We start from the raw sequence: 22,385 nt of genomic DNA on the forward strand, positions 1-22,385 counted from the left end.
ATCCTTTAATCAAAATGTATAAAAAGAGCGTTTTTTTCAATGCAACAGTTTTTAAATAGTTAGTTGCGTTCCCTTACCAATGATGCAAACTCTGCCATTGATGTTTTAGGTCCGACAAAATGTCGTTTAATTAAATATTGTTCGTTTGGTTCACCTTTTGTAATATAATTTCCATGATTCGTTGTCACTGCGAACTCATAATATTTTTTCGTTTCTGCAATTGTTTGATCATTATAAGAGCCTACAGGATAAGCAAGAGCAATTACTTTTTTACCCGTAATACTTTCGATTTTTTCTTTTGATCCATGTAATTCTTCATCGTAATTACTTGCATAAGCCAGCATAGTATGATTGGCTGTGTGCGATTGTATAGAGAAGATACCAGAGTTTAGCATTTGTTTAATATCATCTGTTGATAGACGGTTTGGCGTATCGATTGTATTCGAAACAAGAAACTCTGTCGCTGCTGGTTGAAATTTGTCATCTTTTAAATTTTGTAAAATATGAAGGGCATTCATATTATTTTTTCGCCCGTCATCAAATGTTACAAAGACAGGCTTATTGACGCGGTTAATATCGCCCCAACGTTCAAACGTCAGCATTGTATACCCATTATCTTTTAAATATTTCATATGTGTTTCGAATTGCTCTGGGGGCACATATAAACCTAACTCACCATCACCTGGTCCTGAATATTTTTCAATTGCATGATACATTAGAAATGGTACAGATTGTTGAAAGGTAATTGTGGATTTAGCAAGAGGTACTTGTGTGCCGTCTTCTTTTACTCCTGTTGTTTCAATTTGATATTCCCCGCGTTTCAAATTGAAGGCTTTTAAGTGGAATGGCAAAGAAAAGTTACGTTCTTTTTCTTGAGATGAAAAGGTTTGTTTGCTTTCAGGGCCATCAGCAGTGCGCCAAACATGATATTGTACTTGTTTAAACGCATCTCGTAAATTAGTCACATAGAGCACAGTATTTTTTGCATCAGGTGCAAAGGACTCCCATGTTATGTTTCCTTGCGTTAAGGGAACAGTTACTGTTTTTGCTTCAACTTTTTTCGGTTCTACTTTTTTCTCGGCAGTTGCATTTTTTTTCTGTTTATCACCAGTTACACTAGTGTTGCAACCTGTGAGAATGGTAGAAGAAAGTAAAGCAATTAGTACATATTTCTTCATTATATCCATCCTTCTATTGTGTATTATACCCTTGTTAATCATATCACTCTCAAATATAGAGGGAAATATCCTTTTTTGGTTAATTACGACAAAAATACTGTATTTTCTTAGCTTATGAGCAACATGTAAAATTTGTGTGAAGAAAACAAAAAGAAACTCCCTATTTTAAATTAGGGAGTTCCTTGTATAGTTAAATGAATAATCCTGCGATTGTTGCAGATAAAATAGAAGCTAGTGTCGAAGCAAAAAGGAGCTTCCATCCAAAGCGTGATACAATGCGCCCTTGTTTTTCAGATAGGGCACGAATTGTACCGACAATTGCACCGATTTGACTAATGCTTGCAAAGCTGATTAAGAAGACTGTAACAATCCCAACTGTGCGCGGAGATAATGTAGTTATGATTTTCTTTAAATCTAGAATAGCAACGAATTCGTTTAATGCAATTTTTGTCCCCATAATACCGCCGGCAGAAATCACATCGTGTGCTGGAATTCCCATTAAGAATGCAAACGGTGAAAGAATGTAACCGAAAATTTGTTGTAGTGTAATTTTATGACCAAGTGCGCCTGATGCGTAAGAAATTAAGAAGTTTACAACTTCCATTACACCAATAAATGCAATCATTAATGCTGCAACAATTCCGGCTACTTTTAAACCGTCTAATGCACCGTTAATCAGCGCGTCGATTAAGCTGTTGCCAAAAAGATTTTTATCGAACTTTTGCAGTTTTTCATCTTCTTGCGCCGTATCAACTGGTGTTAATAGTGAACAAACAATGAGACTAGAGAATAAGTTCAGCGGCAGGGCCACTAATACGTATTTTGTATCTAACATCATCACATAAGATGCTGTGACAGAAGCGGATACAGAGCTCATTGCTGAACAGCAAATGATAAACATACGATTCGCATTAAAATGCTGCAGGTCATTTTTAATAACGAGTAACGCTTCACTTGATCCAAAGAAGACAGAGTTTACAGCGTGGAACGATTCCACACGCGGCAAACCTGTAATTTTCGAAATTGCACCGCCAACAACACGAACAATGAAAGGTAAAACACCAAGATAACTAAAAATGGATAGTAGTGCTGAGAAAAAGACGATAATTAATAATACATTGAAGAAAAAGACAAAATCTTTGTGAATTCCGTTAAATAAAAAGTCTACACCCGTAGTACCAAGTTTAATCAATTTATTGAAGACTTTACCGATCCAAACAATAATTTGCTGACCAGTTTTTGTACCAAATACAAACCAACCAATTAAAATTTGGAAAACAAGCATAATAATAATAGCGCGGAAATTAACTTTTGCTCTGTTGTTAGATAAAGCAAAACAAATTCCTAATACGGCAAGAATGCCGATGATACTCATTACATAGTGCACAAAATTTTCTCCTTTCAGATGTTTAAATAAATAGAAGAGTAAACCTCAAAGGTTTCAAGTCATACGTATGATGTCTGACCTTTAAAATAGGAATAAAAAAAAGACCCATACAGATCGACTTCCTTCTATGCGAGAAAGCTAATCAATATGAGTCTTTATATACATAAAAAAGCTAATATTCATTAGTTTTCCCCATAGTCCAGCAATTTCCGGTTGCCGGGTAGAGACTCTCGATCCATATCATCAAGTATATATGAGGTAACACCATCCGTATGCAATTAGTAGTAGCGTAACATTAATAAAGAATTATCGTCAATAGATTTTTTCTTCCAATGGCTAAAGAGCGAGGGAATATGGTAAAATGTAACGCAGTGTTATGAAAAAAGAGAGGTCGGAAAATGAGTAATAAAATGACGCCACCAGTTGAAAAAAACGAGTTTATAGATGTAGTGTTTGAAGATTTAACACATGATGGTGCCGGAGTTGCGAAAGTAGATGGCTATCCTATTTTCGTGAAAAACGGATTACCGGGTGAAGCAGCACAAATAAAAATCATTAAAGTGAAAAAGAACTTTGCTTTTGGGCGTTTAATGAAGCTTCATAAAGAAAGTCCATATCGCAAAGAGGCAGAGTGCCCAGTATATAACCAGTGCGGCGGTTGTCAGCTTCAGCACTTAACATATGAAGGACAACTGCAAGCAAAAGAAAAACAAGTGCGTGACGTAATGCAGCGCATCGGTGGACTGCATGATGTGCCTGTTCACCCTGTGCTTGGCATGGAAAATCCATGGGTATATCGAAACAAAGCACAAGTGCCAATTGGAGAACGTGAAGGCGGACTTGTCGCTGGTTTCTACCGCCAAGGGACGCATGACATCATTAATATGGAAACATGCTTAATTCAAGCAGAAGAAAACGATACATTAATTCAAGAAGTAAAACGCATTTGTGAGAAGCACGGCATTACGGCATACAACGAAGAACGTCATAAAGGGACACTTCGTCACGTAATGGCTCGCTACGGACAAGTAACAGGCGAAATCATGCTTGTCTTTATTACACGTACGGCAGAACTTCCAAACAAAAATGCAATCATTGAAGAAATTACAGCGGAGTTCCCAAACGTAAAATCGATCGTCCAAAACGTAAACAACAAACGCACGAACGTCATTTTCGGCGACACAACGACAGTTCTATACGGATCAGAATATATTTATGATTTCATCGGCGATATTAAATTTGCCATTTCAGCACGTTCATTCTATCAAGTAAACCCAACGCAAACGAAAGTATTGTACGACAAAGCGCTGGAGTACGCAAAATTAGATGGAAACGAAACTGTTATCGACGCATATTGTGGCATCGGAACAATTTCCTTATTTCTAGCGCAAAAAGCGAAAAAAGTATACGGCGTTGAAATCGTACCAGAAGCAATCGAAGACGCAAACCGAAACGCAGAACTAAACAACATGACAAACGTTGAATTTGGCGTAGGTGAAGCAGAAGTAGTCATTCCAAACTGGTACAAACAAGGCATCATCGCTGACACAATCGTAGTCGATCCACCACGTAAAGGCTGTGATGAAGCACTACTAAATACAATCATCGACATGAAGCCAAAGCGTGTTGTATACGTATCATGTAACCCAGCAACACTTGCTCGTGATTTGAAGGTTCTTGAAGAGGGCGGGTATAAGACGCAGGAAGTTCAACCTGTGGATATGTTCCCGCATACTACGCACGTGGAGTGCTGTGTGTCGATAGAAAGAATCAAAGAGTAAGCAGATGGGTTCGAGAATCTGTAGAAGATTCTCGGACTTCCATCTGCCTTTATTTCAATTCTTTCAATGATACGATGAAGAATATCAGGGGTAAGATTTTTTAAATTTATGAACTCTTCTAGACTGCTTCTTAATTCCGTGAATGCCAAAGTATCATCTTGTTGTTGAAGAGAAGATTCGAACTGCTGTTTACGTAATAGTAACTCGTGCATTTCTTGATTAATTGAATCCACATAATCGCCATACTCTTCTTTAGATGTTTCACCGTCATAATAAGCATCCAGAGCTCTTTTCTTTCGCTTTTTTAACTTTTCTATATCCATATCGAAAGCTTTGATGCACTTTTCATCTTGCTGTTTTTGTTTTTTTAGTTTTAATTCTAGCTCTGAGATTATGAAGTCATTGTTCAGAGTGGATACCATTGAGCGAATATCACTTAAAATAGCTAGACATAAATCCGCTTCTCTTATGAGATGATCATTACACTTTTTTAAACCATATTTAACATAGCTTCCGCACATATATCCTTTAGAATTTTTTCTGTAGTGCATTCCGCTTCCGCAATCCGCACAAAAAGCTGTATTTGTAAAAAGATGTTTCTCTTGATATGGGCGCTTTTTTCTACGACTTGCTATTAATTGTTGAACAGTTTCAAAGTCTTTTTTAGAAATAATTGCTTCATGTGTATCTGGAACGATGATATATTTTTCTGGATCAGAATAGTCTCGAATCTTACTTGTTACACTTTTAGTTGTGGAACGTCCTTGAACCAGATCTCCTGTATAATGTGGATTTTCTAGTATCCGCCGCACTGTTGAGCCTCTCCAGGTATGACTGGCATTCTTTTTTCCTGCGATTTGTGAAGGTGTGGGAATCTTTTCTACATATAAGTCCCGTGCGATGTAATCGAAGCCTTTACCAGATAGGTAGTCCCGAAAAATTCTTCTTACAATGTCAGGGGTCATATCTTTTCGGACATAAAGTTTTCCTTCATTCATTTCATATCCTAGAGGAGGAATAGAGCCTTTAAAGATTCCATTTTGTGCTGCAGTTCTGCGATAGTCTTTTACCCGATTGCTCGTATTCTGCGCTTCTTGTTCGTAGACCCATGCATACAGACCGAACATATGGCTGTTACCTTCCAATGTATTTATCGCATTATCTAAAGTGATGATATGAACCCTATTCTGCTCCGCAATATTTTTAATTTGGTAGGAGAGTTCGCCATTTCGGGCTAACCGAGAAAGTTCTTTTGCTAGAATCACATCAAACTTTTTTGCTTTAGCATCTCCTATTAAACGCTGTAATTCTGGCCGTTTAGAAGTTGTTCCACTTTCTACATCTTCATAGAATTCATAAACGTCCCAGCCTTTATCGCTCACATACTTCATAAATAATTGCTTTTGTGTCACTAGTGAAGTCTTTTGTTCTTCTTTATCTGTTGAAACCCGTATATAAACAGCACATTTCATACCGCATTCTCCTTTTCTGAAGATGCAGCAGTGTTCACCTTGTTTTGATGGTAATAGTTACTAATAAGAGTGTCAATCTTTTCGTTTATAAGCGACTGTATAATATCGCGGATTGTAACATTAGTGTCTTCGTTAAAAATGCGCTCAACTTTCATATGAATATCCTCCCTAATTTATAAAGAGGTCTAGACCTAAATAATTCTAGAAATTATTTATAATATGTGATTTTCAATGATTTCTAGTGATTTCAGCTGATTTCTAGTAATAATTATATCTTTTATAAAGAGTTTCCGTCTAAGTCGGCAGCGTGGCAGGACGCATGGTCTGAAATGGTGGGCATTGGGAAAGGCGAAAGATTTAGAAGGAATCAGGGTAATTCTTGCAAATGCTTGATTTTATGAGTGATAGCTTGAAATTTTGCTTATATAGCAAAAAAATATAAAAAAATTTTGGAGAGGTAGTAGGTTTTAGTGGGCCTTCGGCTAGTGGAGTTCGGTGCCCCACCCCTTTGCTTATAAATAAGTTCTTGTTGTACACAAATAATAAAGTTGTTTCTGTAATGCTTTAACTTTTATATCGATTATTCTAATAGACTACATGCTAACGTATAAGTCTTTTACAATTGAAATAATTACTTTATAATGGAGTTATCAATGTACCCTTGTATCCAACGTGAGATCTCTTTTAGAGGAACTCTAGCATTAGGACATTGTTTTTTGTTGGATAAAATCATGTAAAATAAATATGTGCAGTGGCCTTTTGGTGATTCCGACCTTAACTAGATTGGGGCTAATTTCCTAGACCTCTTATATAGATGTGGGGCACTCCATACATAATGGCACTGCACATAATAAACATATATTCGTTTAAGCCTGTTTCTTCGACAGGCTGTTTTATTTTTCAGGAGGAATATCTAATAGCTTGTCGTATTTTATATTTGTTAGACTGTATATAAGGCTGATTAAATTTATATAATAATTAAGCAGTTGAAACTCTAGCATTTTTTGGAGCTACTAGATTAGACTCTTTTGCTCAATTAGAGATTTAATATCTGGTGATATAATCTTGACATACTACATTGGGTATAAAGCTCTAACAGAAACTTGGATAGTCAGATTTGTCATACTGCTTTATCTGAGGAGAAATGATGAAAGAAACCACTACTCCGTTTAGTTATGGAAATGAAAGTGAAATCCGTGAAGATATTAACTCACGAAAGTTTTATCAGTTCTATGTGGGAATGGACATTGGGGTTCGTTTTCATGTGACTTCATGTATCAAGTTTGATGCCTTTCTAGACCATAAAGGCATCGCTTGGAAACATACTAAGACACTGAAGTTTAGCTCAGACAGTACTGGAATTGCTGAGTTTTTATTTGCCCTTAAACATAGTAAAGGAGAGAACGTTTCGAAAAAACAGGAAGTATTATTCGATGACGAGATTGATCAACCTAACAGACCAACAGCATGTGTATACGGAATGCATCGCTAAAATTTATATAAATCAAGTATTAAAGAATTTACAAAGCTTTAAACGATTATCACAGGGGGATTAACATGAAAATTAAATCTATTAACTTAGAAAATAATCCAATATTAGGGGATTTTACTGTAAATTTTTGTGATACAAATGGTGTGCCATTTAACACTATTTTGCTAGCTGGAGAAAATGGTACAGGAAAATCAACATTATTAAATATTATTTATGATTTTTTAAATTTACTAATCCCGTCAAAAGTATCCAATGAAAAGCAAACATTCGTCTTTGAATTGAATGAAGATGAAATGGATATGCTCTATACTTCTGAGCAAATCAAACAAAGAATGCAAGGATACAGTGTTACAAATGAACTCACTGTTACTATAGACCATTCTATAATAAATAATTGGAATGCTATAAAACCGAATATTTCTCGAGAAGGCGGAACTCCAATAGATTTTGAGGGTTATTTCTTTAATGAACCAGGAGTAAAAAACATCTTTAAAAGTGTTTTCTCAGATGTCGAGGTTAACTATACTCCAAGCGAAATTAGAACTACTTCTTCTTTAGATGTTGATGTTGCAACACAATTAAATATTAAATCTTCCTCGAATTTAGCAACTGAAATTACTCAATTATTAATTGATATTGAAGCAATAGATAGCAGTGAATTTTCGGAGTGGGCTGGACATAATCAGGATAAAGTAGTCTCAGAGGGTATTAGGGACAAACGAATGAGTAGGTTTAAAAATGCTTTTCATTACATGTTTCCTAACAAAAGATTTAAGAGAATATTAAATACACCAGAGGGAAAGAAAGTTTTATTTGAGGAATATGGAAAAGAGATATCATTAAATAATCTAAGTTCAGGTGAAAAGCAAATAGTATTTCGTGGAGGCTTTCTTCTTAAAGATAAATTTTCGACTCAAGGCGCAGTTGTTCTTATCGATGAGCCTGAAATAAGCTTACACCCTAATTGGCAATTAAATATATTAGATTTTTATAAAACACTCTTTTTAAATGAGGATAAAGTACAGACCTCACAACTTATTGTAGCGACTCATTCTCCTTTTGTAATTCATAATAAAAAGCAAGAAAAAGATAAAATTATTGTATTAGGAAAAAGTGAAACTGGAGTTTCTGTACAAACCGAACCGACCTTTTTTGGCTGGACCCCAGAACAAGCGGTAACTCAAGCTTTTGATATTCAGTTGGATTATGACAGAGATAAATTAATAGTATTAGTTGAAGGGCCTACAGACGAAAAATATATTAACAAAGCATTGGAAGTTTTCGAGAAAAAAAATCTACCTGTTATAGTCCAGTGGGTAGGAAGAAAAGAAGCTGTTGGTGATAAATTCACAGGAGATACAGCTTTAAATCATACGAAAGAATATTTATTGTCAAACAATAATATCTCTAATAATAAATTTTTACTTTTATATGACTCGGACACTAACACTAAAAATGCAGATTTTGATTCAGTAAATTTATATATCCGAAAGTCACCTAAAAATGAAGAAAATGAACTTTTCAAAATAGGAGTTGAAAACTTATTAACACTGCCTCCTGATTTTCCAAAGGATAGGTTTTATAGAACAGTTACAAAACATGATAATTACGGAGGAAGTACTGTAACTCAAAGTCTTGAGAAGGTTGCCTTATGTGAATATATATGTAACGAGTTAGAGGAGTCTCAACAAAGAGTGTATTTAAGTAAAATAGAAACCGAGATAATATCAATAATTGAAGAAATAAACGACAAAGAGCTAAATTAAGAAGAATATTTATTATTTTAAATGGGTTATGTAAAAGATAGTCAAAAACGATATATTTATGAATTTATTTATGGTCTACTACAATGGAGTATCTGATTTTTTTCTGAGGCTGATGTATCAGAAAAATTAAGTGAATTAACGAGGAAGACTTTTTCCTAAGTCTATTAAAAGCCAAAAATCCCCTACTTTTTTGTCCTAAAGTTGGGGATTTTTCTATGGAGAACAGATCTTTGTTATCCTCTAAAAACTACACTACATTTTTAAACAACTTTATTGTTCGTGAAATATAGTTTTATGAAAGTAGTAAAGCAATTTTTAAACAAATTTATTATCTCTACACACTTGTGAATAGGTGCAATTTGGTTTGTAATAGAACATCATAATGTATATTAATTTGCATATCGAGTTAACTAAGGTTGTTCTACCTAATGGCTAATTATTTATAAAATAATTAAAACAAGGGGCTCTAATACTGAGTTCCTTGTTTTAAACTTGGGGTAATCTTGCTTGATTTTTAGAAGAATATCATATCCATTTCTTCTGAGTGAGAAACGTAGTTGATCATGGAGTATTCATTTATAGTTACGAATCCACCGATATCCTCATAAATCTCAGTAGAGTGGTGGAAAGGCATTTCAAGTAGTTTATGATGTTTAATAAAAGTTTCAGCATCTTCATTCCAAAGCACAGAAGGTTGCTGGAGGTTGCTATAAAAACTTTTAGGATATGCTCTAAGAGCATTACTCATTAATGATTTTTTATAAGCAACAGTAAAGGTTTTAATTAGTTCATCTGGGGAATATACATAGATATATAATTTGTTTCCCCAGATGCTTGCGAAATATTCTTCTTGCTTCTCTTCAGTTATATCTTCGTTTAAATTTATCGTCAAATCAGTAATCTCAATACTTGTAATAAGGTGAATATATACAGTGTCTTCATTATGATGGGATGACGGCTTTGCTATAGCTAAATATTTTATCTGTTTATGCCCAGTTGCTCTTTTAAGGCTCTTTATAAAGGCATTCAATCTATTCTGTACGTATTTGTATTCATTTAATGGAATGCTTAGACAGAAGCTTGTGAGTAGACTATCATCCATGAAGTTGGTTAAGAGCAGTCTCTCTAGAGCGACAATACTACCTCTAATAACATTCCTTTCAAAGCCTAATTTCTTGATTTCTTTACGGTTAAAATCGTAAACAAATACCTTAGAACCGCAATTAACTAATTTTGTTTGTGTTTTCATTCTTGATTGTCTCCTTCCATCCAACTAATTAGAACATTTTTTGATACTTTAATGCGTTTTCCGATATTTATTACATGAAATTCTCCTGAATGTACCAATTCATAAGCTTGTTTTCTGCCAATGCCAAGTAATCCTTGGATATCTGATACATTTAGCACGTCTGGATAATCTTTAAAGTTCTTGTACATATTTGATTAGCTCCTCTGCATTTTCTACATAGTAATTTTCATATTTGGTCTCTCCGGAAAAAGGAGACTGATAAGTGCCGCCAGTTATTAAAGTTGGCTGGCATTTGTCTAGTTTGCTATAAAACTCTTCGGAACTTTTAATCTCTACGATAATGGGCTGTTTTAGACCGTGGGAATGAAAGTATCTTTTTCTGCCGTTGAGCCTATTGTCGACGATGCCTTTTTTTAGGTAGTTAGAAATCTTTTTATTTTCGGTAGCATCAGATGTAGTCGTTTTTTTATATACCCAGCCGTATTGCCAAAGCTCTTGTAGTTTTTCTGAAGGAATGTCTGTTAGGTTACAGATAATATGATAATGAATTGCTCCTTGGCGATTCTTATCTTGGAACTCTGTTACTCCTAAGTATTTAAATTTAGGCAGGTTCTTTTTATCTAAATAACGAGAAAGCCGCTTTTTGAAGTAAATAAACTTCTCGTAGCACCCATCAATGTCTGTAACATCTATTCCTTTAGATGAGGCAAAGGTAAGTGTAAGGAATGCATATTGGTTAGGAAAATTACATTCTAGTAATCTACGAATTTTTTTACGTGCACGATTAGTGCTGATCTTTAAGTTAGTTTCATAATTCTTACTGCTTTGATGCGATAAGGATTTACGTCCACCTAATGAAGTTCTACTTACACATGGTGAGTAGGATTGCTGAGTGACTTCAATGTATTTATTGCTAATGGTAGCTTTTATAGGCTGTTTCATGTTTGTGCTCCTTTTATTTCTGTATTGTTAATTTGGGTCAAATTAATCACTATTTATCAAGTTAAAGAATTAATTGACTGTGAATATCTAAAAATTTGGTTGTGTGTCCCGGAATCACATTTGTACTCTAATTTTATAAAAAAACTTTTAAAAACCCCACGTCAATCAGCGAGGGTGGCAAACAGATTACATAGATGTAATCGTATATGTCCATGAGTTATTTCTCGAATCGTATAAATGCTCCGGATTCCTTTGAATTTCTTCTAAATTAGGAAAAAGCTTCTGTTGAACCGCAAAAGAGGAGTATTTTTTCTTGTTATCCTTTAAAGATTCGTACTTAGGAGAGGGTACTTTCTAAATAGGGGTGTTTACAGTATTCTTTATATATAAGATTTCATTAAAGGAGATACAAACATGATTAACTTCCAGGATAAAGTAAGTTTTATTTGGTCAATTGCTGAAATTTTACGTGGACCATATAAACCAGAAGATTACGGAAAAGTTGTTTTACCTTTAGCGGTTTTACGACGCTTTGATTGCGTTTTAGAGAATACAAAAGAGGAAGTACTTGTAAAGTTTGAGCAGTTCAAACATTTAAGTGAAGATGCACGTGAGCATATTTTAAATCGTGAAGCAAAGCAAAACTTCTATAACATAAGTAAATACAACTTCTCAAAATTATTAACGGATGCGGATAATATTGCAGATAACTTACGTGATTATATAAATGGTTTTTCAAAGACAGCTCGTGAGATTTTAGAGTACTTTGAGTTTGATAAGCAAATTGAAAAAATGGACCGTAACGATTTACTATATTTAACAATTAAACGTTTTAGCGAACTAGACTTACATCCAGAAGTCGTTTCGAACATAGAAATGGGTTACATTTTTGAGGAGTTGATTCGTCGATTCTCTGAACACGCAGAAGCGGGGGATCACTACACACCCCGTGAAGTTGTTCGCTTAATGGTTAACTTACTATTTATGCAAGATGATGATATTTTAACGAAACAAGGTTTAACTCAAACACTATACGATTGCGCTGCTGGTACGGGCGGGATGGGTTCTGTTGCACAGGAGTTTTTAAAAGAGTTGAATCCAACAGCTGAGCTTGAGTTTTTTGGTCAAGAAATTAACGAAGAATCATATGCAATTTGTAAAGCAGATATTTTAATTAAAGGTGCAGAAGCAAAAAATATTCGATTCGGCAACACATTGTCAAACGATCAATTCAAAAATGAAAAATTCGATTATTTAATTTCCAACCCACCGTATGGCGTTGACTGGAAAACTGTTGAAAAGACAGTTAAGGGAGAACATGAAGAAAAAGGTTTTGAAGGTCGATTCGGTCCTGGTACACCCCGTACAAGTGATGGACAGCTACTATTCTTATCACATTTAATTTCAAAAATGAAGCCAGTAACAGTTGAGAACTCTCAAGGATCACGTTTGGCAATTATCATGAATGGTTCACCATTGTTTACAGGTGATGCAGGTTCAGGTGAAAGTGAAATTCGTCGTTATATATTAGAAAATGACCTTGTAGAAGGTATTGTAGCACTTCCAAACGATTTATTTTACAATACGGGCATCTCAACATACATTTGGATTTTAACTAACAACAAGTCAGCGATTCGTAGAGGAAAAGTACAGTTAATTAATGCAGTCGATTTCTCGAAAAAGATGAAGAAAAGTATGGGCAGCAAGCGTAATGAAATCACAGAAGCTCAAATTGATGAAATTGTTCGTTTATATGGTGAGTTTAAAGAAGGAGAGCATGTAAAAATCTTTGATAATGAAGACTTTGGCTATCACAAAATCACTGTAGAACGTCCATTACGTTTCAACTTCCTTATTTCTGAAGAACGAATTCAGCGGGTTGCAGAGCAAAAAGCATTCCAAAACCTTGCAACGTCTAAGAAAAGAGGTGACAACGGACTTGCTGAAATAGAAGCAGGAAAGGTTCTACAAGAAAAAATCATGGAAGTGTTACGTAGTTTAGGAAGCGAGCAACTATATAAAAATCGTGAAGAATTCACAAAATTATTAAAAGATGCCTTTAAAAAGGAAGATGTAGCCATTGGTGCACCAGTGTTAAAAGCGATTTTAGCGGGTCTTTCTGAGAAAGACGAAACAGCGGACATTTGTATGAAAAATAAAATAGACGTTGAGCCAGATGCAGACTTACGTGATACAGAAAATGTACCTTTAAAAGAAGACATCTACGAATATTTTGAACGTGAAGTAACACCGCATGTACCTGATGCATGGATTGATGAATCGAAAACAAAAGTCGGCTATGAAATCCCGTTTACACGCCAATTCTATAAATATACAGCACTTCGTAGTTCAGCTGAGATTATGGAAGAAATTAAGGAGCTTGAGGCAAGCATTTTAGAGAAGTTGAAAAAGGTGATGGAATGAGTAATTATAATCCAGTCTTAGATTTAATCAAATTATCACTAGATTATCAATTTCTAAAATTAAAATACTTTTGTGAAGTAAAGGATGGTACACATGATACACCAGCATATGTAGATGCTACAGAAAACACTTATCCTTTGGTGACTTCTAAAGATATTGATAATGGAGTTGTGTCTTTGGAGAATGCAAAGCATATCTCGGAGGAAGATTATCTAGCTATTAATAGAAGATCTAATGTAGAAAAATACGATGTAATTATGCCTATGATTGGTACAATAGGCAATCCAGCTATTATTGATATAGATGAAAAATTTTCTATAAAGAATGTTGCATTATTTAAAACAAATGGCGATTTGATTAAAGCTAAGTATTTAAAGTATTTGTTATCTAGTGAGATCGTTCAAAAACAAATTAATTTGTTGAATAGAGGTGGCGTACAGTCTTTTGTATCCTTAGGAGTTCTTGAAAATATATCAATCACTATGTCGGATGATATAAATAAAATTGTTTCTTATTTGGATTTGAAAACGAGTGCTATCGACGAATTGATATCGTCTAAAGAAAGGCTTATCCAACTTCTTGAGGAAAAACACCAATCAATGATTACAGAAGCCGTAACAAAAGGATTAGATCCAAATGTGAAAATGAAAGATTCGGGTGTGGAGTGGATTGGTGAAATACCTGAGCATTGGGATTTGAAAAAAATAGGATATCTTGGAAGGCTACAGAATGGCATTAGTAAATCCTCAGATGCATTTGGTTCGGGATATCCATTTGTAAGCTATGGAGACGTTTATAGAAATGGTGTCTTGCCTAATTCTGTAGATGGATTAGTGAATTCAAGCGAGGAGGAACGACAATTATATTCTGTTGAAAAAGGTGACGTATTCTTTACAAGAACTTCTGAAACAATTGATGAAATTGGATTCGCTTCAACATGTTTGAAAACACTAGCAAATGCAACCTTTGCAGGGTTCTTAATTAGATTTAGGCCAACATCGGATAAGATTATACCTTCATATTCTAAATACTATTTCAGAAGTAGTTTAGGGCGTAGATATTTTGTGAAAGAGATGAATATTGTGACTAGAGCTTCATTAGGACAAGGGTTATTAAGAAATTTTATAGTAATTCTTCCACCTACTGAAGAACAAGAAGAGATTGCAAAGTATTTGGACTTTAAAACTGATGCAATTGATAAAAGCATTTATTTAATAAAAAGCCAAATTCAAAAACTAAAAGAATATCGCCAATCCTTAATTTACGAAGTGGTGACAGGAAAAATTGATGTGCGTGATTTTGAAGTAGAGGAATAGAGGGGTGAGGAGATGGCAATTGATGCAACAGAAAAAGGGTTTGAAACAAATATTGAATTGGCTTTAATAAAGAATGGCTATACGAAGCGTGTACTTGAAGGGGAAGCATCAACTTTATTTAAAAAGTATGCAATTGATGTGGAGAAGCTGTTCGAGTTTTTAGAAGCAACGCAGGAGAAATCTCTGAACAGTTTAAAGAAGTCTTATGGTGCGGATTATAAGCAGAAGATGATTGAACGCATTTGTAATCAATTAAGGCAGCAAGGGCTTGTGTACTGTTTGCGTCACGGTATTAAAGACCGTGGTATCACAGTTCGCCTTGCTTATAATAAGCCTGCGACGAAAATGAACCAGTTGATGAATGACCTTTATAGTAAAAATATTTTCACTGTGAGTCGCCAAGTATATTACAGTGATAAGCATAATAATAGTTTAGATATGGTTCTATTTTTAAACGGTTTACCACTTATTGTTATGGAACTGAAAAATCCATTTACAGGACAAACAGTGGAAGATGCGATAAAGCAACTTCGGAATGACCGTGACCCGAATGAGCAATTATTTAAGTTAAATGAACGTGTGATTGTTTATTTTGCTGTGGATCCAGATGAAGTATTTATGACAACAGCATTGAAACGAGAGAAAACATACTTTTTACCATTCAATAAAGGAAACAATGGAGGGAAAGGAAATTCTGCTGTTTATGGCAACTATCGAACACATTATTTATGGGATGAAATTTTAGAACCTGATAGTTTATTAGATATTTTATTCCGTTTTGCTTTTGTAAAGAGCGATGATATTTTAGACTCAAATGGTGAAACAATTGGGGAACGTAAAATGCTTATTTTCCCTCGTTTCCATCAGCTTGACGTTGTTCGTAAGTTAGAGGCGGATGTACAAGAGAAACAAGTCGGTCACAATTACTTAATTCAGCACAGTGCTGGCAGTGGGAAAACAAATTCGATCTCTTGGTTAGCTCATCGTTTAGCGAAGTTACATGATGAAGAAAGTAATGCTGTATTTAGTAGTGTAATAGTTATTACGGACCGCCGAGTACTAGATAAGCAACTGCAAGATGCTGTGTATCAGTTTGAACATAAAGCCGGGATGGTGGAGCGTATTAATAAGAATTCAAACCAACTGGCAAGTGCGTTGACAGATGGAACACGTATTATTATTACGACACTTCAAAAGTTCCCATTCATCATGGAGAAAGTGTCTGATTTTGAACGTAAAAAGTATGCGGTTATTATTGATGAAGCACATTCTTCTCAAGGCGGAAAAGCTTCCACAGCATTGACAAATATTCTTTCAGATAAGACGTTAGAAGATGCATATGAAGAGGATCGTATTGCTGAAGAGAATATGGAGAACCTCGAAGAGCAAATTGTGGAAACGATTATGAAGAGCGGTAAGCAAGATAATATTTCGTTTTTCGCATTTACAGCGACTCCGAAACCCAAAACGCTTGAGAAGTTTGGAACAATGAGAACCGTTGGGAAGCCACGTGCTTTCCATGAATATACGATGCGACAAGCGATTGAAGAAGGATTTATTTTAGATGTTTTACGCAATTACACAACGTATAAAACATTTTATAAAATTGCCAAGCAAATCGGTGACGATCCAAAAGTATCAAAAAAACAAGCGACGAAAAAGTTAGGGCAATACGTTTCGCTCCATCCTCACAATATTGCTCAAAAGACAGAAATTATTGTTGAGCACTATCTTAATTTTACCCGCCATAAAATTGGTGGGCGAGCAAAAGCAATGGTCGTAACTGCAAGTCGTTTACACGCAGTACGTTATAAGATTGCTTTTGATAAATATATTGAGAAAATGGGATACAATGATTTGAAAACGGTTGTCGCTTTTTCCGGTACTGTTAAAGATGGTGAAATTCCATATACAGAGCCTGATATGAACGGATTCAGCGAGAGAGAGCTACCAGACAAATTTAATTCTGATGAATACAAGGTGTTATTAGTAGCGGAGAAGTATCAAACAGGATTTGATGAGCCGTTACTACATACAATGTATGTAGATAAGCCTTTAAGTGGAATTAAAGCAGTTCAAACTTTATCACGTCTAAATCGTACTTGTCCTGGTAAAGAGGATACATTTGTCCTGGATTTTGTGAATGACGCAGAAGATATCAAAGCATCGTTCCAGCAGTATTATGAAACGACTGGATTAGAGTCTGTAACGGACCCCAATATTTTATATGGCTTACAACAAGAAATAGAGCCGTATCAAGTGTTTACAGAAGAAGAAATTCAATCTGTAGTTGAACTTGAAATGAAAGGTGGTTTCAAAAAATCGGTTAAGGATCAAACAGCACTGAACGCTTTAATTGATAAAGGTGTCGAGCGTTATAAAAATAATCTAGAAAAAGAAGAACAAGAAGCATTTAAAGCTTCTGCGACGAAGTTTGTTCGTACATATGCTTTCATTCTTCAAATTGCAACGTTTATTGATGTAGACCTACACAAGTTGTATATTTATTTAAACTATCTTTTACGTAAACTTCCACGTGATGGAAAAGATAAAGAGATTTATATAGCAGATGATGTAGCACTGCAATATTATCGTAATCAAAAGATTTTTGAGGGTAGCATTGAACTTGAAGTGACTGGTGGCCAAGAGCTAAAACCAACTTCCTATGGAGCAGGTGGTCCTAGAGAGGATGAAAAGGTTCGCTTATCATCTATTATTGATAAGTTAAATGAACGCTTTGGTACAGAGTTTACAGATGTTGATATGCTATCACGTGATCAAGTAAAAGAAGATATGATGCGTAGTGAAGACATCACCAATAAAGCAAAAAACAATACGAGAGATAACTTCAAATTCGCATTCGAAAAATCATTCATGGACTTTGTTATTGAACGCATGAGTACGAATGAAAAGTTTTTTATGAAAATACTGGAGAATGAGGACTTCCGTCATTTCATTATGGAAGACATGATGGATGAGGTTTATGCGGAAGTCAATAGATAGATTATTAAGGGAGGGAAGTGAATTTGCTAGGAGACTATATTAAAGATTCTAGACAGAATTTAAAAATCTCTCAAAGAGAATTAGCAAAACAGATTGATACGAGCAATACCTTTATCTCTAATTTGGAGAAGGGAAATATCAACAATCCCAATCCTGTACTATTACAAAGGATAGCTCAGGTATTGGATTTAGATTATAAATATATTCTTCAATTAGCAGGGTATTTGCCAAATGAGTTATTCTCTAATAAAGAAATAGCATTTAAGCAAGAAAGCTTAAAAAAGTGGTTGCAGAATAGAAATGAAATAGCTAATGTGGGGTTAGATATAAGAATCAATAGTTCTATATTTGAAGCAGTGATTAATCATACAGATGATAAGATTTCTATACTCAAAATTATTACTTCTTATTTAGACGTTTCTTTATTAATTCAAGAAATAAAAGGATATTATTTAGATTTGATATTGAATTATAAAGATTTGAATGTAATTGAGTTGCATGTAATTCTTGCGAAAGAAAGTATGGCTCTTAGTGAGGTTAATATATTAAACATTAAGGAAAGCTTGGAATATGTACCGATAAAAACTGAATTTTTATTAGTATAATCTAAAGAGCTCGAAGTAAAGAAATAACTTACTTCGAGCTTTATTTTATTTTCCTTTAATAACATATGTCCCATCAAGTCGCTTAATTGTAATATCACTACGATTATCAAAAGTGTATGTCTTTTCTAATCCGACATCTACAATCAGAGATTTACCCGCTGTAATCCCTTTAATAAGAATACTATGAGAAGGACTTTCGAGAAGCAGAAAAATTTGTTTATGTTTATTGAATGCTGCTAAAAAAGGCAAGAAGGCCTTTTTGGTATCTGTTTCACCACTAAAACCGAATACATCTTTTTGGTTTTCAAAAGCTACATTAAAAAACATATGATTTTGATGCTCTTCTATATAAATTGCTGTATCGGATGTAGGAATAAAGTAATCAGTACCGTTTGATTTCTTTATCATCCCTCTATAATTATCACTGTTTACTAATTTGGCCAATGAGTTGTTATCGTCAGAGAACCACCTTTTAAGAATAACTGGATATTCTTCGTTTTTTGAGATTATCGTACCGAATCCGACTAGATCTTTTGATTTTGGTAATATTTTTGACATTATTTTTCCTCCTGTTTTTCAATAATAAAGTTAAGTTTATACGAAAAGTACATTGATGTAAACTTAATTGTCAACTTTTCTTTACACTAATCATACAACATTCATGTGTTGTATGATGGTTAATGTTGGAATGGACTTATTTTCCCATACAAATATCCAGCTTCTAGAGGTCTTATATTAAATTGAACATTTACTTTATATCCCTTGAGAGTATTTTAGGAGAAAATATAAAGTTGATACAAATTTCTTAAGAATTTTTGTGTTAAGATGTTACTAAATAGGGACAGAAGGTGGGGAATTTATGAACAAGAAACGTTTAGGAAGTCCATCTCACTCTAAGCAATATCGTATAAAAGAAAAAAAGTTTGCTTTTGAAATTGCTGATAAACTTGTTAAAAACCCTGAATTTAGAAGGAAATTTAATGAACTCAACTATATTCCTACGGCAGTACATGTTTATTTTGAAAAAGATGAAAATCAGGATGTTTTCGTCGTGAAACCAGATTGTCCTCAACAGAACAAAGAAAGCGAACTTACGATAGAAAAGAAACTTGAATTACTAAATAAAATTGCTGGTTCAGGAAGAAAATTTAACCCAGAACACATCGAAGAATCACTCCGTATTGCAAATAGAGATGAATGGGAATAGATGAGAGGGGAAAGTAGATGGTGCAACAAGTTTTAGTCGATAAGAGTATATGGTCTGTACATGAGATAGGATACCAAGATGCAATAAATCGTATAAATAATTTAATTATTTGGTCAGTACCTATACGTATATGTACTATGGTAATCTAATCTATATTTTAAATATCTGAAATAACTTCTGAATCGATCTCTACATGACCTATTGTTAAATTTTAAAACCATTTTAGAGATAATTAATCCCAACTACTATTATATAATTAAGAGTTGAGATTTTTAAAATGCGAAAATTCGGATAATAATATAAAGAGTTTTTTTAATAAATGTTATAAGTGTAAGAGTAATTGTATAATAAAAATATAAAACAAGTGTTGACTTAGTTTATAGTCTTTATTACTTTTTTAGTATCCAACTTTAAGTTGTCAATGGAGGTATGCTCATGAAAATTCAAGAATTATATATGGAAAATTTTCATGGTTTTGAAACTAGGTATATAAATTTCTCTGAACAGTTTACTGTTCTTGTTGGTGATAATGGTACTGGTAAAACAGCTGTTCTAGATGGTTTGGCTGTTGCATTAGGTTCCTTTTTAAGTGGTTTTAATGGCGTTCAATCTAGACATATAAGACGTGATGAAATTTTTCGAAAGATATACTATCATGGAGGCTTGTCAGATGTTCAAATGCAATTTCCAGTTAGAATTTCTTGCAAGGGTAATTTAGATGGAAATATATTAGAGTGGTCAAGAGCAGTAAATGGAAAGCAAGGCTCAACTACTAGCAAAGATGCTAAGTCTATAATTGAATATGCTTCTGGTTTACAAAAAGCAGTTAGTAAAGGTGAACCAGTAACACTTCCCGTTATTTCTTACTATGGAACTGGAAGGTTATGGGTACAAAAGAAAGAGCGTAATGAAATAAGAAGAAGAAGTGACAGGCTTGAGGGGTACTCATATTGTTTAGATCCTGCTTCTAATGAAAAACATTTCTTCCGTTGGATGGAAAAAATGACTTATATTGAATTGCAGAGGAAGGAAACTCCTCCAGTTCTTCAAGCAGTTCGAAATGCAATATCAGAATGTATGAGAAAATGGAAGACACTCGAATTTGATGTTGATTCCCAAGAGTTAAGAGCGTTTGATTTCAATAATATGGTAATACCATTTCGCTTACTTAGTGATGGGGTACGAAATACGATAGGTCTGGTTGCTGATCTTGCTCATCGAATGGCCCAGTTAAACCCTGGATTAGGAGAAAATGTTATTAAAGAGACACCAGGAGTGGTTTTAATTGATGAACTTGATTTACATTTACATCCAAGCTGGCAACGTCGAATAGTAGCAGATTTAAAAAGAACTTTTCCAAAAGTGCAGTTTATTGCAACTTCCCACTCACCATTTATCATTCAATCTCTTGAAGAGGGAGAACTTCGTCGTTTGCATGACGAAGATGATGATGAAGTAGTAAACAGTGAAGAATTTGTTAATAGAAGTATTGAAGATATTACAGAGAATGTAATGGAAATTAAAGATGTGCAAAGAAGTGATAAACTTAACGAAATGTACAGAATGGCAAAGGAATACTATTCTCTTTTACAACAGGGAAAAGAGGCTTCGGATAAAGAGGTATTGAAATTAAAGGCAAGGTTGGACGATATTGAAGCATTATATAGTAAAGATGTAGCTTATTATGCGTTCTTAAAAATGGAAAGAATGGCTTCTGAACTGGGGAAGGATAAAAATGAGACCGATTGATAAAGGTAACGTTCCGTTAGATAAAAGTGGGAAACCTATACAATTTACTCATTATAAACAGTCGAAAGGTCATCTAATGAGTAGAATAGGTTCATACTGTTCTTATTGTGAAAGAAGTCTTAGTGGGAATGTAGCTGTGGAACATGTGCTACCTAAAACTTTACATAAAGATTTAGAATTGGAGTGGGATAACTTTTTACTTGCATGTAATAATTGTAATTCTACAAAAGGCCATAAACCAGTTATTTTAGATGAATATCTATGGCCTGATAAAGATAATACATTTTTAGCTTTTGAATATGGGGAAGGAGGATTAATCTCTATTTCTTCATCATTAGCACCAGAAATAAAACAACTGGCAGAAAATATTGTTAATTTAGTTGGTCTAGATCGTTGTCCAAGCCTTGATCCGCTTATTAATCCTGAGATGAGTGATACACGTTGGAGGGAAAGACGCACAACCTTCGATAGAATTAAGCATGCTAGGCAGAGCCTCATTGAGAACGATACAATTTCAACAAGAGAATTAATTGTTCATATGGCTACTGCAACAGGTTTTTTTTCTACATGGATGTCAGTTTTTAAAGACGATTCTGATATGCTTCGAAGGTTCATACAAGCATTTCCAGGAACAAGCTCCAGTTGCTTTGATGCTAAGTCTAAGTATATCGCAATAAATCGTAGTGGTGGACGTTTATAGATTAATCAACTTCAATATAATCATTAAGAGAGGGATAACCTATTTTAAGGTTATCCCTTTATATAATTTTTTTAGGCTTGTAGAGAAGTCTGTTACGGTGAACTATATCATAAA

General features: G+C 34.3%; 18 protein-coding genes and 1 riboswitch. Of the genes, 10 read left to right on the top strand and 8 right to left on the bottom strand.

Annotation, left to right across the window (positions count from 1 at the left end; translation table 11 throughout):
- Positions 1 to 59: 59 nt before the first annotated feature.
- Together AB1284_RS24525 and AB1284_RS24530 are read right to left on the bottom strand one after the other, a co-directional pair.
- Complete coding sequence (locus AB1284_RS24525) at positions 60 to 1,178, bottom strand: polysaccharide deacetylase family protein (RefSeq protein ID WP_429752667.1); 1,119 nt, start codon at positions 1,176 to 1,178, stop codon at positions 60 to 62.
- 190 nt (positions 1,179 to 1,368) lie between these two features.
- Positions 1,369 to 2,565, bottom strand: coding sequence for a NupC/NupG family nucleoside CNT transporter (locus tag AB1284_RS24530; RefSeq protein ID WP_429752666.1), 1,197 nt, complete (start codon positions 2,563 to 2,565; stop codon positions 1,369 to 1,371).
- 175 nt (positions 2,566 to 2,740) lie between these two features.
- Positions 2,741 to 2,842, bottom strand: a riboswitch (purine riboswitch).
- Between the two features lie 121 nt (positions 2,843 to 2,963).
- Between AB1284_RS24530 and rlmD the strand changes: the two genes are divergently transcribed.
- Complete coding sequence (gene rlmD / locus AB1284_RS24535; RefSeq protein ID WP_429752665.1) at positions 2,964 to 4,346, top strand: 23S rRNA (uracil(1939)-C(5))-methyltransferase RlmD; 1,383 nt, start codon at positions 2,964 to 2,966, stop codon at positions 4,344 to 4,346.
- On the opposite strand, the gene AB1284_RS24540 is transcribed toward rlmD, so the two are convergent.
- Positions 4,274 to 5,818: a recombinase family protein gene (locus AB1284_RS24540; RefSeq protein WP_429752664.1), complete on the bottom strand. Its 1,545-nt coding sequence runs from the start codon at positions 5,816 to 5,818 to the stop codon at positions 4,274 to 4,276. The genes rlmD and AB1284_RS24540 overlap by 73 nt on opposite strands.
- Positions 5,815 to 5,973, bottom strand: a complete 159-nt coding sequence (locus AB1284_RS24545) for a hypothetical protein (protein ID WP_429752663.1) — start codon at positions 5,971 to 5,973, stop codon at positions 5,815 to 5,817. Before AB1284_RS24545 ends, AB1284_RS24540 begins: the two co-directional genes overlap by 4 nt.
- A 989-nt stretch (positions 5,974 to 6,962) precedes the next feature.
- Between AB1284_RS24545 and AB1284_RS24550 the strand changes: the two genes are divergently transcribed.
- Both AB1284_RS24550 and AB1284_RS24555 read left to right on the top strand, forming a co-directional pair.
- Positions 6,963 to 7,310: a hypothetical protein gene (locus AB1284_RS24550; protein ID WP_429752662.1), complete on the top strand. Its 348-nt coding sequence runs from the start codon at positions 6,963 to 6,965 to the stop codon at positions 7,308 to 7,310.
- 65 nt (positions 7,311 to 7,375) lie between these two features.
- The gene (locus tag AB1284_RS24555) at positions 7,376 to 9,076 is read left to right on the top strand and encodes an AAA family ATPase (protein ID WP_429752661.1); all 1,701 of its coding nucleotides are present in this window, start codon (positions 7,376 to 7,378) and stop codon (positions 9,074 to 9,076) included.
- Between the two features lie 514 nt (positions 9,077 to 9,590).
- Here AB1284_RS24555 and AB1284_RS24560 read toward each other — a convergent pair.
- Genes AB1284_RS24560 through AB1284_RS24570 form a run of 3 tightly spaced genes read right to left on the bottom strand, consistent with a single transcriptional unit; the run spans position 9,591 to position 11,267 of the window.
- Positions 9,591 to 10,325 carry a hypothetical protein gene (locus tag AB1284_RS24560; protein WP_429752660.1) on the bottom strand — a complete coding sequence of 245 codons (735 nt, stop codon included), beginning with the start codon at positions 10,323 to 10,325 and terminating at the stop codon, positions 9,591 to 9,593.
- On the bottom strand, positions 10,322 to 10,513 hold the full coding sequence (locus AB1284_RS24565; protein WP_429752659.1) for a helix-turn-helix domain-containing protein: 192 nt from the start codon (positions 10,511 to 10,513) through the stop codon (positions 10,322 to 10,324). Before AB1284_RS24565 ends, AB1284_RS24560 begins: the two co-directional genes overlap by 4 nt.
- Complete coding sequence (locus AB1284_RS24570) at positions 10,497 to 11,267, bottom strand: rolling circle replication-associated protein (protein ID WP_429752658.1); 771 nt, start codon at positions 11,265 to 11,267, stop codon at positions 10,497 to 10,499. Before AB1284_RS24570 ends, AB1284_RS24565 begins: the two co-directional genes overlap by 17 nt.
- A gap of 414 nt (positions 11,268 to 11,681) precedes the next feature.
- Here AB1284_RS24570 and AB1284_RS24575 point away from each other — a divergent pair, with 414 nt between their 5' ends.
- From AB1284_RS24575 to AB1284_RS24590, 4 genes are read left to right on the top strand one after another with little or no spacing between them, the layout of a single operon-like run.
- Entirely contained in the window at positions 11,682 to 13,691 is a 2,010-nt protein-coding gene (locus AB1284_RS24575) for a type I restriction-modification system subunit M (RefSeq protein ID WP_429752657.1), read from the top strand.
- A complete protein-coding gene (locus AB1284_RS24580; RefSeq protein WP_429752656.1) occupies positions 13,688 to 15,007 on the top strand; it encodes a restriction endonuclease subunit S in 1,320 nt (439 codons plus the stop codon). The genes AB1284_RS24575 and AB1284_RS24580 overlap by 4 nt, the downstream gene beginning before the upstream one ends.
- A 12-nt stretch (positions 15,008 to 15,019) precedes the next feature.
- Positions 15,020 to 18,010 (top strand): type I restriction endonuclease subunit R, encoded by a 2,991-nt coding sequence (locus tag AB1284_RS24585; RefSeq protein ID WP_429752655.1) that lies wholly within the window; start codon positions 15,020 to 15,022, stop codon positions 18,008 to 18,010.
- A 23-nt stretch (positions 18,011 to 18,033) separates the two neighbouring features.
- A complete protein-coding gene (locus AB1284_RS24590; protein WP_429752654.1) occupies positions 18,034 to 18,615 on the top strand; it encodes a helix-turn-helix domain-containing protein in 582 nt (193 codons plus the stop codon).
- 45 nt (positions 18,616 to 18,660) lie between these two features.
- On the opposite strand, the gene AB1284_RS24595 is transcribed toward AB1284_RS24590, so the two are convergent.
- The gene (locus tag AB1284_RS24595; RefSeq protein WP_429752653.1) at positions 18,661 to 19,173 is read right to left on the bottom strand and encodes a hypothetical protein; all 513 of its coding nucleotides are present in this window, start codon (positions 19,171 to 19,173) and stop codon (positions 18,661 to 18,663) included.
- Positions 19,174 to 19,474: 301 nt separating this feature from the next.
- On the opposite strand from AB1284_RS24595, the gene AB1284_RS24600 reads away from it, so the two are divergent.
- The 3 genes from AB1284_RS24600 to AB1284_RS24610 all read left to right on the top strand — a co-directional run bounded on the left by AB1284_RS24600 (position 19,475) and on the right by AB1284_RS24610 (position 22,271).
- On the top strand, positions 19,475 to 19,822 hold the full coding sequence (locus AB1284_RS24600) for a hypothetical protein (protein WP_429752652.1): 348 nt from the start codon (positions 19,475 to 19,477) through the stop codon (positions 19,820 to 19,822).
- 435 nt (positions 19,823 to 20,257) lie between these two features.
- Positions 20,258 to 21,571, top strand: coding sequence for an AAA family ATPase (locus AB1284_RS24605; protein ID WP_429752651.1), 1,314 nt, complete (start codon positions 20,258 to 20,260; stop codon positions 21,569 to 21,571).
- Complete coding sequence (locus AB1284_RS24610; protein ID WP_429752650.1) at positions 21,558 to 22,271, top strand: HNH endonuclease; 714 nt, start codon at positions 21,558 to 21,560, stop codon at positions 22,269 to 22,271. The genes AB1284_RS24605 and AB1284_RS24610 overlap by 14 nt, the downstream gene beginning before the upstream one ends.
- Positions 22,272 to 22,385: the final 114 nt, after the last annotated feature.

Source organism: Bacillus sp. S2(2024) (genome assembly GCF_050474045.1).
GTDB classification, from domain to species: domain Bacteria; phylum Bacillota; class Bacilli; order Bacillales; family Bacillaceae_G; genus Bacillus_A; species Bacillus_A yunxiaonensis.